General features: G+C 43.3%; 17 protein-coding genes. 1 reads left to right on the top strand and 16 read right to left on the bottom strand.

Annotated features, from left to right (window positions below; translation table 11 throughout):
• Positions 1 to 12 precede the first annotated feature (12 nt).
• The 16 genes from atpE to ACHUFV_RS23960 form a co-directional block, all read right to left on the bottom strand.
• Positions 13 to 225: a F0F1 ATP synthase subunit C gene (gene atpE, locus ACHUFV_RS23885; RefSeq protein WP_071393288.1), complete on the bottom strand. Its 213-nt coding sequence runs from the start codon at positions 223 to 225 to the stop codon at positions 13 to 15.
• A 71-nt stretch (positions 226 to 296) separates the two neighbouring features.
• Positions 297 to 1,007 carry a F0F1 ATP synthase subunit A gene (atpB, locus tag ACHUFV_RS23890; RefSeq protein ID WP_394238583.1) on the bottom strand — a complete coding sequence of 237 codons (711 nt, stop codon included), beginning with the start codon at positions 1,005 to 1,007 and terminating at the stop codon, positions 297 to 299.
• 24 nt (positions 1,008 to 1,031) lie between these two features.
• The gene (locus ACHUFV_RS23895) at positions 1,032 to 1,406 is read right to left on the bottom strand and encodes an ATP synthase subunit I (protein WP_394238584.1); all 375 of its coding nucleotides are present in this window, start codon (positions 1,404 to 1,406) and stop codon (positions 1,032 to 1,034) included.
• Positions 1,406 to 1,630, bottom strand: coding sequence for an AtpZ/AtpI family protein (locus tag ACHUFV_RS23900; protein WP_394238585.1), 225 nt, complete (start codon positions 1,628 to 1,630; stop codon positions 1,406 to 1,408). The genes ACHUFV_RS23895 and ACHUFV_RS23900 overlap by 1 nt, the downstream gene beginning before the upstream one ends.
• 347 nt (positions 1,631 to 1,977) lie before the next feature.
• Complete coding sequence (locus ACHUFV_RS23905) at positions 1,978 to 4,242, bottom strand: S8 family serine peptidase (RefSeq protein WP_394238587.1); 2,265 nt, start codon at positions 4,240 to 4,242, stop codon at positions 1,978 to 1,980.
• Between the two features lie 189 nt (positions 4,243 to 4,431).
• Positions 4,432 to 5,454: an ABC transporter substrate-binding protein gene (locus ACHUFV_RS23910; protein ID WP_394238588.1), complete on the bottom strand. Its 1,023-nt coding sequence runs from the start codon at positions 5,452 to 5,454 to the stop codon at positions 4,432 to 4,434.
• 34 nt (positions 5,455 to 5,488) lie between these two features.
• Complete coding sequence (locus tag ACHUFV_RS23915) at positions 5,489 to 6,313, bottom strand: ABC transporter permease (RefSeq protein ID WP_394238590.1); 825 nt, start codon at positions 6,311 to 6,313, stop codon at positions 5,489 to 5,491.
• Positions 6,310 to 7,095, bottom strand: coding sequence for an ABC transporter ATP-binding protein (locus ACHUFV_RS23920; protein WP_394238591.1), 786 nt, complete (start codon positions 7,093 to 7,095; stop codon positions 6,310 to 6,312). The genes ACHUFV_RS23915 and ACHUFV_RS23920 overlap by 4 nt, the downstream gene beginning before the upstream one ends.
• Before the next feature lie 369 nt (positions 7,096 to 7,464).
• Complete coding sequence (gene wecB, locus ACHUFV_RS23925) at positions 7,465 to 8,625, bottom strand: non-hydrolyzing UDP-N-acetylglucosamine 2-epimerase (protein ID WP_394238593.1); 1,161 nt, start codon at positions 8,623 to 8,625, stop codon at positions 7,465 to 7,467.
• A 379-nt stretch (positions 8,626 to 9,004) separates the two neighbouring features.
• Positions 9,005 to 9,634: a uracil phosphoribosyltransferase gene (gene upp / locus ACHUFV_RS23930; RefSeq protein ID WP_394238595.1), complete on the bottom strand. Its 630-nt coding sequence runs from the start codon at positions 9,632 to 9,634 to the stop codon at positions 9,005 to 9,007.
• Between the two features lie 248 nt (positions 9,635 to 9,882).
• Positions 9,883 to 11,124 (bottom strand): serine hydroxymethyltransferase, encoded by a 1,242-nt coding sequence (locus ACHUFV_RS23935; protein ID WP_394238597.1) that lies wholly within the window; start codon positions 11,122 to 11,124, stop codon positions 9,883 to 9,885.
• 677 nt (positions 11,125 to 11,801) lie between these two features.
• Positions 11,802 to 12,362 (bottom strand): TIGR01440 family protein, encoded by a 561-nt coding sequence (locus ACHUFV_RS23940; protein ID WP_394238599.1) that lies wholly within the window; start codon positions 12,360 to 12,362, stop codon positions 11,802 to 11,804.
• A gap of 130 nt (positions 12,363 to 12,492) precedes the next feature.
• Complete coding sequence (gene rpiB, locus ACHUFV_RS23945; protein WP_394238600.1) at positions 12,493 to 12,936, bottom strand: ribose 5-phosphate isomerase B; 444 nt, start codon at positions 12,934 to 12,936, stop codon at positions 12,493 to 12,495.
• A gap of 122 nt (positions 12,937 to 13,058) precedes the next feature.
• Positions 13,059 to 14,354, bottom strand: coding sequence for a methyl-accepting chemotaxis protein (locus ACHUFV_RS23950; RefSeq protein ID WP_394238602.1), 1,296 nt, complete (start codon positions 14,352 to 14,354; stop codon positions 13,059 to 13,061).
• A gap of 61 nt (positions 14,355 to 14,415) precedes the next feature.
• Positions 14,416 to 14,865: a low molecular weight protein arginine phosphatase gene (locus ACHUFV_RS23955; protein WP_394238604.1), complete on the bottom strand. Its 450-nt coding sequence runs from the start codon at positions 14,863 to 14,865 to the stop codon at positions 14,416 to 14,418.
• Positions 14,866 to 15,008: 143 nt separating this feature from the next.
• Positions 15,009 to 15,563: a manganese efflux pump MntP gene (locus tag ACHUFV_RS23960; protein ID WP_394238606.1), complete on the bottom strand. Its 555-nt coding sequence runs from the start codon at positions 15,561 to 15,563 to the stop codon at positions 15,009 to 15,011.
• 479 nt (positions 15,564 to 16,042) lie between these two features.
• On the opposite strand from ACHUFV_RS23960, the gene ACHUFV_RS23965 reads away from it, so the two are divergent.
• Positions 16,043 to 16,741: a polysaccharide deacetylase family protein gene (locus ACHUFV_RS23965; protein WP_394238607.1), complete on the top strand. Its 699-nt coding sequence runs from the start codon at positions 16,043 to 16,045 to the stop codon at positions 16,739 to 16,741.
• The last annotated feature ends 91 nt before the right edge of the window (positions 16,742 to 16,832 follow it).

The following is a 16,832-nucleotide window of genomic DNA, read 5'->3' on the forward strand; positions in this document are numbered from 1 at the left end:
GTTCTGACTGTATTAGCCACCGATAACCATGAACGCAATAACAACCGCGATGATAGGAATCGCCTCAACTAACGCAACCCCGATGAACATTGTAGTTTGTAACATACCTTTTGCTTCTGGCTGACGTGCCATACCTTCAACTGTACGAGATACGATAAGACCGTTACCGATACCGGCACCAAGTGCTGCTAAACCGATTGCTATTGCTGCTGCTAAAAGACCCATTATAAAGTTCCTCCTTAAATTTATGAAAATTGTATTCTTTATTGTCCATAGTATGAACAGGGTATATATTATTAATGGTCTGAACTAACTTTGTGAGATAGATAAACCATTGTTAACATGGTGAAGATAAATGATTGGATTGCGCCGACAAAGACTGAGAAGCCTTGCCATGCAAGCGTTGGGATGATAGCTGCGATTGTGCCGCCTACACCTGTTGCCAGACCTCCGGCTAGAAGTCCAAGCAGGATTTCCCCCGCGTAGATATTACCGTAAAGACGAAGACCTAACGTTAATGTGTTAGCGAATTCCTCGATAATCTTAATTGGGAACATGAACCAAAACGGTTTGAAAAACTCTTTCCCGTATGCTCCTACTCCCCTTAACTTAACACCATAATAATGTGATAAACCAATAATCATGGCTGCTAAAGTTAGTGTAACAGTAGGGTCAGCTGTTGGTGATTTCCACCACAGTACTCCGTCATATGAAATTGAAAACGGCAACCCAAGCATGTTTGATACAAAAATATACATGATGATAGTGATTCCTAATACATGGAACCTACCGCCAGTCTTCCAATCCATACTACTATTAATAATACCTTTGACAAAATCCATGACCCACTCCATGAAGTTTTGCATGCCAGTCGGCTTCATGGCAAGTCTTCTGGTAGAAAGAACTGCAATGATAAATACAATAACACTTGCGACTGTAATCATCAATACGTTGGCTAAATTGAAATTTAAGCCTAGAAACTCATACATAGGAGCTTCATGATTCATCTGTTATTCACCTCTCTTCCCCTACTATTTTTGCGATTGAAAAAGCTGTAGAAAACTATCTATCATAATGACAAGATATGATGTCATTAATCCAATAATCACAGAAATAAGATGGATATACTCAGGATATTCCACCGCCAGCAATACAGCGAATATGGCTGCTGCCATTCGTGATAGCATTCCGAGCGATCGCATCTTTCCGCCCTTTTCCATCACTTCGCCAAATTGATCAATCTTTCTTACTAAAAGCCACAAATTAAAAAGGCTCAGGCTTGTACCAAGTATGAGTCCTAAAAAAACTGCTTGATAGGAAGTAAAGCCCCATCCCAGCACGTAAATCGCCAACAAATAAACTATGTATTTGCGCTCTCTCATGAACATCGTTTTAAATTGTAGCATTATTCATCGTTCTCCCGGTAAAAATGTTGTATCGTGCGGAAAATTGCGACGATTCCTGTTACCAATCCTGCAAGCAAGCCAAGTATTAAAAATAATGGCGCTGTGCCGATTAGACCATCCAACCATCTTCCCAGGAAAATGCCAACTAAAATGGTGCCGACTAGCTGCGACATTATGGCTGACATTAAGGCAATGGCTTTGAAAGGGCGACGATTTTGACTCATGAACCCAGTCTCCTTCATACCTTCCAAACTTCGACAAATCCATTTCAAAAAAATACACACAAAACCATACTTTTTATTATAATCTGAGTTTGTGAAAAAACCAATAAAGATTTTAAAATAATAAAAGGTAATATTTTGTGAATACTATGTGAATATTCTTGGAGTTGTCGAAAATTAGACACAATTTTTATTTGAAAACCCTCTCACTATATCCTTAGTTAGGATACAATAGCCATATTTGCCTTGTCAATCGATTTGTAGTGAAAAGTCTGAAAATGTCACAATAGCGCGGTTTGCGTTCACATTTTTTTCACATATTCACCGTATTTACTATTGAAATGTTCAAATTAATGTTGTATATCTATAATTTTTGATATTTGAATATATGTCTCAATCCAGTCCTCCTGACCGGATGCTCTTGCAAAAACTTTCGACATATATAGGCCTTCCGGAGGTAGATTCTCGACAGGTATCTCTTCCTGAATCAGGCCTTTTCCTGTATTACGTTTCCAGTCCAAGTATTGCACAAACTGATACGTATCCGGGTCAAACAAGGCAATTCCAAACTCCTCTGCCCCTCCCGGAAGATAGACCTCGTAACGAAACGTCCCTTCCCGGTCACCAGAGCCAAAGTCAAACCCCATCACACGAGGATAGTTCGGCTCCTCAAGGACAAATAAATACGGTATGCTAATAGTCTTCCCATCTGTGTGCAACGTTAACGTTCCATCCTGAATTTTTTTCTTAAAAATCTGCGGATCTGCCTGCATTTCGATTGTTGCCTCTTTTTTTTCACCCGCTTCCAGATAAATAGGCATCGGCATATGCCAGGTAAGTCCCTGTTCCTTTTTTGGTACCTCAAAGGTTATCTTTTGCGGTTTTTGCGATGTATTTTCCAGCGTCACAACCGCTTGATGCTCATGTGGTTTGTCTGCAAGCTGAAACCTGCCAAATCTAAGTGAGGATGGATACACTAACACCTCTGCCTCAATGGACTCCTTCAGCTGAATTCGCCCTGCCCCCTGCTCATATGTTTTATATAACTCACCGTTCCCTTTTACCAGTGGTTTCGCATAGTTCATGAGCGCCGCCTTTATTTGCTCTGGTCCCCAATCTGGATGTGCCTGCTTAAGTAAAGCACTGGCCCCTGCTACATGTGGAGCGGACATGCTGGTTCCCTGCAGACTGAGATAGCCTCCCGGAATGGTACTGAGAATTGCGACTCCCGGTGCAAGCAAATCCGGCTTGATTTCCCAAGAGGATGTAACTGGACCACGCGAACTAAATTCTGCAATAGTATCCTTTTCTTCTATTATATAAGTGCGTACTAGTGCATTTCCTTTGGCGATTTTTTGCGTCAACTCTTTTCCATCCCTTTTTGAAATGCTCATAACCGGAATATTGCTTGTTCGGTCCAGATTTCCCAGGAAAGGACCCTTTGTATTATTGTAAATAATGACTGCTGCAGCGCCTGCTTTTTCCGCATTTATTACTTTTTCAGAAAAGGTAATTTCGCCCCGCTCGATGAGGGCAATTTTTCCTTCAACATCCTTTAGCTGCTTCGGTTTGCCAATGCCGCCATCGACGAGTTCATGGGTTCGATCTATATCCCATGTGACAGATCCAAGCAGCGGTTCTAATCTTGTCTGCTTTCCGTCCATTTCTATATAAGGAATTTTCATTGTCGGCGTCGAGGCCCCTACTGAAATTGCCTTTGATGCCGTACCAGGTGAGCCGACTGTCCAAATGTTCGGTCCTGAATTTCCTGACGACGTCACCGCCGTAATTCCATGATCAACCGCATTGTTCAACGCTACACTTAATGGCAGATCCGGTCCGTTTACATTGTTCCCAAGCGATAAATTCAGAACATCGACTTTATCCTTTATTGCCTGCTCTATCGCGGCAATCACCTGCTCCGTCGTCCCCATGCCTCCTGGTCCCAGAGCACGGTATGCGTAAATCGTTGCCTCAGGGGCGACTCCTTTGATGCGTCCATTCGCCGCAATAATCCCGGCAACATGCGTACCATGCAGGGTAGACATCCCACCGATGCCGGTCGTCTCCATTGGGTCCCCGTCCCCATCCACAACATCACGCCCGCCGCCATAGCTATGTCTTAAGTCCTCATGACGGTAATCGATGCCTGTATCGATCACACCTACTTTTACACCCTTTCCGGTCAAACGTCTGTGATTCTCGTCAAACATTCCTCTCACCTGATCAGCACCAATCATTTCAAGGTTATCACCCTGGTTGGGCAGGGCTTTAATGTCAGCGGTCTTGTACTGGTTTACGAGGGAAAGCTGCTCGATAGCTGACTCTTTGGCCAGCTGCTCCAGCTCATCTTTTGGTCCTTTAGCCGAAAAACCCTTTAACGCATAGTCGAAGGTATTCCTGAGTGTGATGTTTGGATACTTTTGAAGCAGTTGATCTAGTTCATTTAACCTAAGACTTTCTTCTGTTTGAAAAATCGCAATCTGCTCACTCCGCACATCGATTGCCGGAAGCGGAGGAAGAACCAATTTCGAACCTTGCACAGCAAGCCCCCTCTGCGCTGGAATCATAGAAAAAATAATGAACACCGCCACAATCAAACTCAACCTTCTCATAACGTCCCCTCCTTTTCCCTTATGATTTTCAATACCAGGAAATTGTATGCAGAGGAAGCAGGGGGACGGTTCTCTTGCTTCCTCTTCTCATGGATCAGAGTGCTATTGATGCGGCTTCTTTTTAAACCTCAAATAGGAGAGCCATCATTCAGCTCTCCTCTAATCTATATTAAGTTTACCTATTCATCTTTAAAAATCATTCGCCTTTTCAAGCAGACTTGAGTCTAAATACTCATCGAGATTAATCTCATTTTTTACAACCGGATCATCCCCTTCGCTAAATTGATCGATGAGTCTTTGCCAGGAGTCCTCATAGATATAGCCGTATCCCTTGTCAGGGTCGAGCGGCTTTGTCAGGCCGATAAAGGTGTCAAGGAATAAGCGGCCCAATTTCTCATCCGTATATTGCTCCGGCACCGCCTTTTTCATCACCTCATAGGCTGCATCTGGGTCATTAATTGCATAATCTGTTGCTTTTGCCACTGCGCGGGTAATTTTCTCCACCACCTCCGGATTGTCCTTCATGATTTTTCCGTTCGCAATAATTCCGGTTGAAGGAATCGATTTATATTCTTCCGGTACCAATGACCTCGATTTAAAGCCTTTGCCGTAAAGCGAAATCAAATCATGGGCTCCGCCGCTGAAGGCATCAATTTCCCCTTTTTCAAACGCAGTTAAAATCGACGTTCCATCTGCTCCAATTGCCCGAATGGTCACATCCTGGTCAGGGTTTAGCCCGGCGCTGGTTAAAATTGAGCGCACCATTGGCACCTCACCACTGCCAAGATCGGTTACGCCAATGACCTTCCCTTTCAGCTGTTTAATATCCGTAACCTTCGAATCCTCCGGTACCATGAAATCAAATAGATTGGTTACATTCACCTGATAGACCATTTTAATATTAATACCTTTGTCCCATGCCGGAAGCACGGAATTCACTGCAATAATTCCGAGATCAACAGTTTCAGCCCCTACCTGCTGCACGACATAGGAGCCACCCTTTCCTGGAAGAAGCTCTACATCAATGCCCTCCTCTTCAAAAAAGCCTAAATCACGTGCAATGTAGGCATAGTACATAGCAGTCCCCTCTGCTGCCAGCAGCAGCTTGACCTTTTCATCATTCGTTCCTGTTACCTCTTTCGTATCTGAATTTCCACACGCGGAAAGTACTAGTAATGCCAGCAACATAATCATCGCAGTTATCTTCTTCATCGTGATTCCCCCTCGTTTCATAGCATTTTATCTATTAAATGATATTATCGTGGTCGCCCCAGAATATTAGCTTTCGGTCGAGCCATTCAATAATGAGGTACAGCAGCAAGCCTACAACTGACAAAATGACAATTAAGGCGTACACCTTCGCCATTTCTAATTGGAAATTGAACGTATCTAACAAAAGGACCATTCCTTCATTCGCACCGACAAATTCACCGACAATCGCACCGATTAAGGCAAATGTCAGAGATGACTTCAGGCCGGCAAATATATTGGGCATGGCCGTTGGTAAGGATAGCTTGAAAAATACATCCTTTTTCTTCGCCACCATCGATTGAAACAGGAGCCGGCTTTCTTCGTCTACTGACTTCAAGCCTACAACTGTATTGACGAAGGTTGGAAAAAAGCATATCGCAACAGCCATCACGACTTTTGCTGACGGGCCAAATCCAAACCAAGTCACAAAAATCGGTGCAAGCGCGATTTTCGGAACCGCTTGGAATACCACAATAAATGGATTTAAAACCTTATATAGCATGGCATTAGACGAAACCACAATGCCGAGAATAATTGCTAAAAACCCGCCGATTAAAAATCCGGCAATCGTTTCATACATGGTGACGCCGAAATGTATGTAAAAAAAGGATGACGTTAATAATTCCCATGTTGCCACTGCAACCAATGATGGAGCTGGAAGAATCAGTTCATGGAAAACGCCGATTCGACTGAGCAGCTCCCACAGCCCTAGCAGTACGACCAGGATTACAATCGATAGGACTGTTTCTTTTTTCAAAAAGGGTTTTGCTGCCCTTTTCTCTTGATTGATGATTACTCGGTTTTCGGTTGTTGCCTTCATACTCTCCCAACCCCCAATAGATGACGAATATGTAAGACATACTCTGAATATTGTGTAAGTGCCATAACCTGATCTGTTCGCGGTTTTGGAATCTCAATCGTAAGATCCTCAAGGACATGCCCCGGATTAATCCCCATTACGATCACCCGGTCAGACATGAGGACCGCTTCGTTAATGTTATGAGTAACCAGGATCACGGTTTTTCCGCTTTTCTCCGCAATATCCATCAGAGAGAAGTTCAGATTTTCCCTCGTAAATTCATCTAGAGCTCCAAAGGGCTCATCCAATAGTAAAATATCAGGGTCATTCATCAAGGTACGAGCAAGGGATATCCGCTGCTGCATCCCGCCTGAAAGCTCCCTTGTATAGTAACTTTCATATCCTTTTAACCCAACCAATTCAAGCAGTTCATAGATTCTAGCCTTTGCCGCAGCGATATTTCCGCCGGCAATCTCGACTGGTAACAGCAAATTTTGTTCAACCGTTCTCCACGGTAGCAACACGGCCTTTTGGAACATGAAGCCGATTTCTTTTCTTGGCCCCGAAATCGTTTCATTGCCCACCATCAGCTGACCGCCTGTGGAATCTAGCAATCCGCCAATCATTTTTAACAAAGTGGACTTCCCACAGCCACTAGGCCCAAGCAGGGAAATAAACTCTCCCTTTTTAATCTTGAGGTTTATATCACGTAAGACCTGATTTTGTCTATTCCCCTTTGAGAAGGACTTGTACACTCCCTCTAGCTTCACTTGAACCGTTGTTGATTGAACAGTCGTACTCATGTGCTGCCTCCTTTTTCTGTAAAAAAATCTTATACTGATTATCCGCAAATGTATTTATCCTTGCGTATTATTGTTTAATAAAAAGGCTGTGATTGAATATTCATCTCTCAGGTATAAGGAATTCCACATTCTGCTGTAAATCCCTCTCAATTTATTACCAACAAATACCATCAAATAACATCATAAATAACCGCTTTTGTGACCCTTTTTCAGAGGGTTTGAAGGATATCCGCGGGTTTTGGGGAGTTATCCGCGATTATATGCCATTTATCCGCGGGTTTCGGTATGATATCCGTGATTTTTCAGCGTTCTGGAATATCGCTCCTGCTTAAACAAAAAAACTGACCCCGTCACAGAGTCAGTTTTTCTTTATGATTTATAGTCTTCAGATTTGTATTCTTCGGGCCTTGTATCAAGCGTTCCAAAATAAAATCGGATTGCCTCGCAAATTCGGCGCGAGGCTTGGCCGTCACCGTATGGATTGGCGGCCTTGGCCATTTTTTCATACTCAGCTGGATCTGTTAGGAGCTCCTTTGCCATCCGATAAATGGCCTCCTCCTCTGTTCCGGCCAACTTTAACGTACCCGCTTCGATTCCTTCCGGACGCTCGGTCGTGTCGCGCAGCACCAAAACAGGTACGCCAAGGGAGGGTGCTTCCTCCTGGACACCGCCTGAGTCTGTTAAAATCAAATGGGAATGGGCAGCAAAGTTATGAAAATCAATCACATCAAGCGGCTCAATTAATTGAATCCGAGGATCATTACCAAGGATTTCATTGGCCACTTCAAGTACGGCTGGATTCATATGGACCGGATACACCACTCTTACATCATCATGCTCTTCCACTAGCCGTTTGATGGCACGGAACATATTTCGCATGGGCTGCCCGAGGTTTTCACGGCGGTGGGCCGTTACCAAAAGTAGGCGGTTGTCCTCTATACCTTGAAGAATTTCATGCTTGTATTCATCCTTAACCGTTGTTTTCAAGGCATCAATTGCTGTATTTCCTGTAATAAAAATACGGTCCTCCTGCTTGTTCTCCTCAATCAGATTCCGTGCCGACTTTGATGTCGGGGCAAAATGTAAATCTGCTATCACACCTGTCAGCTGGCGGTTCATCTCCTCCGGAAACGGCGAGTATTTATTCCACGTCCGCAGCCCTGCTTCCACATGGCCGACCGTTATTCGATTATAATAAGCAGCAAGACTCGCAACAAAGGTTGTTGTGGTATCCCCATGTACTAACACGATATCAGGCTGAACCTCTTTCATAACAAGGTCAAGTCCTTCAAGGCCCCGTGTTGTCACATCCACTAGCGTCTGCCGGTCCTTCATAATATTCAGATCATAATCTGGAACAATATCAAAAATATGCAGCACTTGATCAAGCATTTGCCGATGCTGGGCCGTCACGGTCACAATGGATTCAAAGTGCTCAGGCTGTCTTTTCAATTCCAGCACAAGCGGGGCCATTTTGATGGCCTCCGGTCTCGTCCCAAATATGGTCATTACCTTAATTGGGCGATTCATAGTTATCACCCTTTCTCTTTTTATTTAGGTTCTACCTTTCAACACAGTTGTTGATTTCCGTTCAAGAAACTTCGCTTTCCGCGGGCAACCGCCGAGCCTCCTCGACACTACGTGTCTCCGGGGTCTCACCTGTCTCGCTTCTCCCGCAGGACATTGAATTACTTCCTCGAATCCTCCCACGCACGAGAAAATTCGATAGAATTTTCGAGGAGTCTTCGTGCCTTCCACTGCAATCAACTAATTAATATAATCAAAAGTGTACTCTACACAGGCTTTTAAAAAAGAGAAGGTCAGCTTCAACCTTCTCTCTCATTTGTTTATATTCAAATATCAATTGAAAACGACAAGGCGGCTGTGCGAGGCGCCTCCGCATTTCTTCTTACTTCGTACCAAACAATCTATCCCCGGCATCTCCTAAGCCTGGAACGATATAGCCGTGGTCATTTAATTTTTCATCCATTGCTGCGATGTAGATATCAACATCTGGATGTGCTTCTTTTAACGCATCTAAGCCTTCCGGAGCCGCAATCAGGCACATGAACTTGATATGCTTTCCTCCACGCTTTTTCAATGAATGGATCGCTTCGATGGCAGAGCCACCTGTTGCCAGCATTGGGTCAACAACGATAAAGTCTCTTTCCTCCACATCGCTTGGAAGCTTCACATAGTATTCGATTGGTTTTAATGTTTCCGGATCACGGTAAAGACCGATATGACCCACCTTTGCAGCCGGGATTAATTTCAAAACGCCGTCAACCATTCCAATTCCTGCACGAAGGATTGGAACTAAGCCAATCTTTTTACCTGTTAACACTCTTGATTTCGTTTTTTGAACAGGTGTTTCAATTTCAATTTCTTCTAAAGGCATGTCGCGCGTGATTTCAAAAGCCATTAACGTTGCAACCTCGTCAACAAGCTCTCTGAATTCCTTCGTTCCAGTATCCTTTTGTCGAATATATGTAAGTTTATGCTGGATAAGTGGATGGTCAAAAACATATACTTTTGCCACTAGAATCGCTCCTTTAGTAACTGTCTAATTTTGTAAAATCTTAGTCTGTTTTCACTTCGTACTATTTTACAGAAAAAAGACTCTGAGGGCAACACGAATAGAAAAATGTAAAAAAACAGACAATTTATACAAGGCTGTAAAATGAATCAAACACATCCGCTGAGGCCGGCCTCACCCATTGTCACTACCAGATAAAAGCACTTTTTTTTGCAAAAAGCCGGTCCCACGTAGTGACCGGCTTTACTAGATTAATATTCAGGATATAGAACAAACTTGCTTGTTAATGCTTCTACACGTTGTCTTGCTTCCTCTAATTTTGCTTCATCTTCATGGTTTTTCAATACTAAACCGATGATTGCCGCAATTTCATCCATATCTTCAAGACCGAAGCCGCGTGAAGTAACAGCCGCTGTACCTACACGGATTCCGCTTGTTACAAATGGCTTTTCTGGATCATATGGGATTGCATTCTTGTTAACTGTAATACCAACCTCGTCAAGTACGTGCTCAGCAACCTTACCAGTTAGACCAAGTGAACGTAAATCCACTAGTAATAAGTGGTTGTCCGTACCATCAGAAACAAGACCAACGCCTTCCTTCTTCAAGCCTTCTGCTAAGCGCTGTGCATTGTTGATAATGTTTTGCGCATAGTCTTTGAAGCTGTCCTCAAGTACTTCACCAAGCGCAACCGCTTTTGCAGCGATAACGTGCATTAATGGACCACCTTGGATTCCAGGGAAGATCGATTTATCAATTGCCTTCGCAAATTCTTCTTTACATAAAATCATACCACCGCGTGGTCCGCGAAGAGTTTTGTGAGTAGTTGTTGTCACAAAGTGTGCATGTGGCACTGGGCTTGGATGCTTGCCTGCTGCTACAAGACCTGCAATATGAGCCATATCAACCATTAAATAAGCTCCAACTTCATCAGCAATTTCACGGAACTTTTTAAAGTCAATTTCACGTGGGTATGCACTTGCACCTGCAACAATCAGCTTTGGCTTATGCTGGCGTGCTTTTTCTGCTACATCGTTGTAATCAATGTATTGTGTTTCTTTGTCGACACCGTATTCAACAAAGTTATACTGAACGCCACTGAAGTTAACCGGACTTCCGTGTGTTAAGTGACCGCCGTGAGCAAGGTTCATTCCAAGAACCGTATCGCCTGGCTCAAGGATTGTAAAGTAAACAGCCATGTTCGCTTGCGCACCAGAGTGAGGCTGTACGTTCACATGCTCTGCACCGAAGATTTCCTTCGCACGATCGCGTGCAATGTCTTCTACGATATCAACATATTCACAACCGCCATAATAGCGCTTTGCTGGATATCCTTCTGCGTATTTATTGGTTAAAACAGATCCTTGTGCTTCCATTACCGCTTCACTTACAAAGTTTTCCGATGCAATTAATTCAATCTTTGAACGTTGACGGCCAAGCTCTAGTTGTATCGCTTTAAAAACTTTTTCATCCTGCTGTGCTACGTGTTTCATGGTATATCCTCCTTATTCTATATCCTATATCAAATTCGCCCGCCGAATTTGCGCCCGGATTTTTATCGAGCTTGCTCGATAAATTTCCATTAAAAAATCTGAGGCATCCGCCGGAGGCTTAACCTCATTCAGCGGGATCTGAACACCGCTGATACAGAGGACCCTTTTACATTCATCCCCCGCTTATAGATGTGGGGGACTTCTGCTGAATGAAGTTAAGTATTCTACTTAGTTTGAAAATTAACTTTTTATATCTTAACACGTTTTTCCGAATAATTGAATAGATTTTTTTGCAAAATATAAGGATTTTCTACGTTTTTCGACTTTTCCGCTTATTAATAAACCCTTGCTTGAAAAGCAAGGGCTTTGTAGAGGCTTATTATCAGGACAATGACCTGGGTGGTCAAGTTGCTATTCTGTTAAAATGTTCTAAAACCGAACATTATCGTTTTTCTGTAGTCCTTTTAATCGTCTCTACTAATGGGGTAGTTGATTTCCATTTCAGGCACTTCGCGCACCTTAGGGCGACCGCAGGACATTGAATTACTTCACTGAATCAGCCCACGCACGAGAAAATTCGATAGAATTTTCAAGGAGTCTTCGTGCCTTCCATTCCAATCAAACAGCTAATAAAAATCTACAATGGTCTTTAACAATTGCATCTAAAAAAATCAATTTTACCTGCAAGACTTATTTGACTCCGTCTTTTTATATACCGCTCGCTCGCCTCCGATGAGCTTTGGTCTTGTTTTGGCCAATGTCACATGGGCATTGCCAATACTTTTGATGGACGCACGAATCGGCACGGCTACATGCTTTAGGTGCATACCGATAAACGTATCGCCAATATCAATACCTGCGTCAGCAAGGATGAATTCGACAACCACTGGGTCAGACATATGTTCATATGCATAGGTCGCCATGGAACCACCCGCTTTACGGACAGGTACAACTGATACGATTTCAAAGCCATACTTCTCCGCTGTCGCACGATCGACCACAATCGCTCGGTTTAAATGCTCACAGCACTGAAAGGCAAGCTCGACTCCCGTTTTTTCTTGGAACTTTTTAAATTCAGTAAACAGAATTTCTGCGGTTTCAATCGTACCAGACGTCCCAATCGTTGCTCCGTTTACTTCACTGGTACTGCAGCCGATGACAAAAATTTGCCCTTTGCGCAGTTCAACCAGGTTCTGAAAATCAGATAGTATCGTATGTGTTTGTTCTTGTATTGTCATAAGTTAAAAGCTCATCCCTTTCCCTTCACGTCTCGTCATGATTGACCGGATGCTCTTGTTGATTGATTTTTTTGGGTGCTTATGCGCTTTATTGAGTATCGAAATTGCTTTCAGTAGCCAACATCCTCAATTATTGCTTATTCTCATACTCCGTAATCTTGCCAACTCGGTTTGCATGGCGGCCGCCTTCAAATTCACCGGTTAACCATGTCTTGGCAATCTCACGTGCCAATCCAGGTCCAATCACGCGCTCACCCATAGCTAGAATATTGCTGTCATTATGCTCGCGTGTTACCTTTGCCGTAAATACATCATGTACAAGAGCACAGCGAATTCCCTTCACCTTGTTAGCCGCGATGCTCATGCCGATGCCTGTCCCACAAATAAGGATACCTCTATCAAATTCACCCTTTGCAACCTTTTCCGCTACAGGCAGGGCATAATCAGGATAATCAACTGATGTACCGCACTCACACCCATAATCCTGATATTCAATTCCCAGCTCGTCCATTAACCCTTTAATTTCCTCGCGTAAATTCACTCCACCGTGATCTGATGCAATTGCCACTTTCATTTCCTTTTTCCTCCTCTTTTTTTAAAAAAATTTCTCTCTGCTTAGTTTGTCATAATTACTGAAAAATAAATAGTACGAATTAGCTGCTCAATTGTTTATCATTTGTTCCAGTATTTTTTCATCTATACTTTAAACCTGATAATCGTACTTTTCAATTTTTCCGCCTGTTCCTTTAACTCGACTGTCAGCTGCTCAACAAGGGCCATAACAGCCGTCTGCTGCTGAATTGCGGCCGTAACCTCCTGTGTACCAGCAGACGTTTCCTCCGCAATCCCCGCAACCGCTTCAGATTGGCTTGATAACGCTTTGATTCCTGTCATCTGATTGTTCACGAGCTGCTTAATTTCAGAGGTCGAGGAAACCATGTGATTGATGCTTTTCGTCATTTCCTCCAACGCTGCATTTGTTTCCGTGCCCTTTTTCACCTCAAGACTCGCACTATCCACTTGTTTTGTGATTTGCTGAACAACATTCTGCACACCCTGCTGAATCGTTTTTACCTGATTCGTAATTTCCTTAACGGCCTGTGCACTTTCGTCAGCAAGCCCGCGAACCTCCTCAGCAACAACCGCAAAGCCTCTTCCATGCTCGCCGGCACGTGCTGCCTCAATCGATGCATTTAACGCCAGTAAATTTGTTTGTGCCGCAATATCCCCTACAAGCCCAATCACCCGCTCCACCTGTGAAGCATTCACCTCAAGCTGCTTGACCGTTTGAAGTGATCGTTGGTTATCATTTGAAAGGGCCTCGATCCCGGAAATCAGTGATTGAATCACCTGCTTTGCATGCTGCAAATCCTCCACCATTTCAACGGATAGTGATTCAGATGTCACTGCCTTTTCTTCCACCTGTGCCGCGATGCGGATGACATCCTCCACAAACTCTGCTGTCTCTTGAATCGAAACAGCGGAATTATCCGCACCGGCAGCAATTTCGGTAATTGTCGCCGCAATCGCATTTGCCTGCAACGATGCTGCCGATGATTCAGAGGAAATAGCCATTACCTTTTGATTTGTTTCGTTAAAATTACAATCAATGTTCTGAACCATTTCCCGAAGATTAGCCAGCATTTGGTTGAAGGCGCTGCCTAGGGAACGGATCTCATTATCAGACTTGGAAAGCTCAATATCCTCACTAATTTCCCCGGCTGCTGCCTTCAACGCACCCCTTTCCAGCACCTTCAATGGATGGGTAATAAATCCGGCAGCAAAAAAGGCCAAAATCCCCGACCAAATCACCCCAAGTAATAGGGTGACAATGGTGAATGTAATTTCTCCAAAGCCAATAAAGTCTTTGACAAACGGGTATACAAAATAAATAAAAAATGCACTAGTAGTATAGGTGATGATCGCCAGCGTTGTTGTAAAAACAACAAGCTGCTTTCGAAGCCCCCATTTATACTGTCGTTTCTCCTGCACCTCTTGCTGCCTCCCTGTTATGTAATTTTACCTTTTATTTTTTTAATGTTACTCTTCAGGTTTATGAATCCTTCTGCTGTAAAATTTCCACCACTTTTTCAATAGCTTCTTTAATTTCATAAAAAGCTTCTCTATATATGTCAACAGATCCGCCAAAGGGGTCTGCGATATCAGGATACCCATCTAGACTGGCAAATTCCTTTAAGGTGAAGGTCTTTGAACGAGCATCTGGATATCTGATTAGAATGGTGTCTTTATGGCCGGTTGTCATCGTTAAAATATAATCAGACCACTCCACAAGCGATTCATCGAGCAGTGATGCCTGATGATTGTGTGGAATATCCTGTTCATCTAGTACCTTTTTTGCATTCGTAGAGGCTGCACTTCCACTTTGTGCATAAATCCCCGCAGAACGTACTTCCATACCCGGAATGGCCATTTTTCTAAGAATTGATTCAGCCATTGGACTTCTACACGTGTTTCCCGTACAAACAAATAACACACAAGTCATATCAACAACTCCTTTATATATACATTATAAAATAATTCAGTCTAGTTCCATAGACATATCATGAACTTTTTCTAGTTATTAACAGCTTGATGTTGATTAGATTTTAATATAAGAAAAAAACACCCAAAAACGGGTGTACAGTTCTAAAGTGGAAACAACAGCTTGATTCCAAAGAAGAGCAGGATGGCGCCTCCCAGCACTTCGCTATATTTACCGAGCCAATCCTGGACACTGCGGCCGATCATTAATCCAATCCACGATAGAAGCGTCGCACCTGCGCCAAAGCAGGCCAAAACAAGAAACGTTTGCGCCCCGTAGATTCCTAGGGACAGACCCACGGAAAAGCTGTCCAGACTTACGCTAAGTGCAAACAGGATTAAGCCGAAACCAGCCGGTGTGATCAAGCTCCCCTCTTCCTTAGAAAAACTGGACCAAATCATCTGCACCCCTAGAATCAGCAGCAGCGCACCGCCTATGTATACAGCAATGGCCCCAAACTGCTCCGATAAATACCTGCCAGCTACCATTCCCAACAACGGCATAAAAATATGAAAAATACCAATTGTAATCCCAATTTTAAAAACCTGCCGCAGCCGCAGCCTGTACATCCCCATCCCCAAACTAATGGAAAAGGCATCCATCCCCAGTGCAAAAGCCATAATGATCAGCGTAATTAACTCCCCAATAATTGGCGGCATCCCAATTCCCCCTCGGACGTGCTATTTCAACATATGCAAGTCCAATTGAATTTAGAAGCGGGAGATTTTTTATGATTGCGTGCGCGGTTCGGAGCGGGAATATGCCATAAATAACAGCTATAGCAAGTGCTGCTTCTGTGAATAAGTGGGGGAAAACCGCGGATAACCTCTCAGCCAAAGGTTATCCACAAGCTTTTTCCGAAAAAACGTACCTAAAAGGGCAGCATTTCCACTGAATATGTGGATTTCCTGTTGAAAACATAAAGTTTTGCGGGCTCTTTTTTTACCCAGCACTGTTTAATATGTGGATAGGCTGTTGAAAAGTGATTAATCATCCGTTAACGGGGAGCTCTATCCACGGATATGTGGGTAACCTGTTGAAAACGAAGCCTCTTCGTCGAATAAAAAATCTTCAATGCTCGTTTCATTGTTGCTATAATAGGTTGACATGTATGATTGAAGAAGGCTAGGTACCCTGTATGAAGAAAAGATTACTTATTACTGGTTTTGTTATTTTGATTTTTCTCCTGCTGTTTTACGGCACGTATACATTAGCAACTTCTCGCGATTACCAGTTATTCGGAAACCTGACATCAAAGGTAGAGACGAATAAAAAGGTGGTTGCTCTGACCTTTGACGACGGTCCGACAGAGAATGTCGATCAGATTTTACCTTTATTGGACAAATACAATGTGAAAGCCACGTTTTTTCTAATTGGCCAAGATATTGAGAAATACCCCGAAGGCGCCAAGCAAATTGCTAAGGCGGGCCATCAAATCGGCAATCATACCTATTCACATAACCGTATGGTTTTCAAAACACCTTCCTTTATTAAAGAAGAGCTGGAAAAAACGGATCAGTTGATTCGCGATGCCGGCTATCAAGGTGACATTGACTTTCGCCCGCCGTATGGAAAAAAACTCATTGGGCTGCCCTATTATCTAAAAAAACAAAACAAGGAATCCATCACCTGGAACCTCGAGCCCGATAGCTTTTACAGCACCACGGCAGACAAGGTGAACTATGTGAAGGAAAATGTTACACCAGGTTCCATTATTCTGCTTCATCCAATGTATGAGGATAAGGACCACGTGCTGCAAACCATTGAGGGCGTCATCAAGAACTTGTTAGAACAAGGGTATACGTTTGTCACGGTTGATGAGCTTCAAAGCCTATAAGAGTCGTATGACCTCACATAACGAGGTCTTTTTTTATCCACAAAAAAAGGTATCTGACATTGAGCCTCGCAAGCCCAATTTCAGATACCTA

Origin of the sequence: Niallia oryzisoli, from assembly GCF_043641075.1 — a bacterium.
Lineage (GTDB): Bacteria > Bacillota > Bacilli > Bacillales > Cytobacillaceae > Bacillus_BD > Bacillus_BD oryzisoli_A.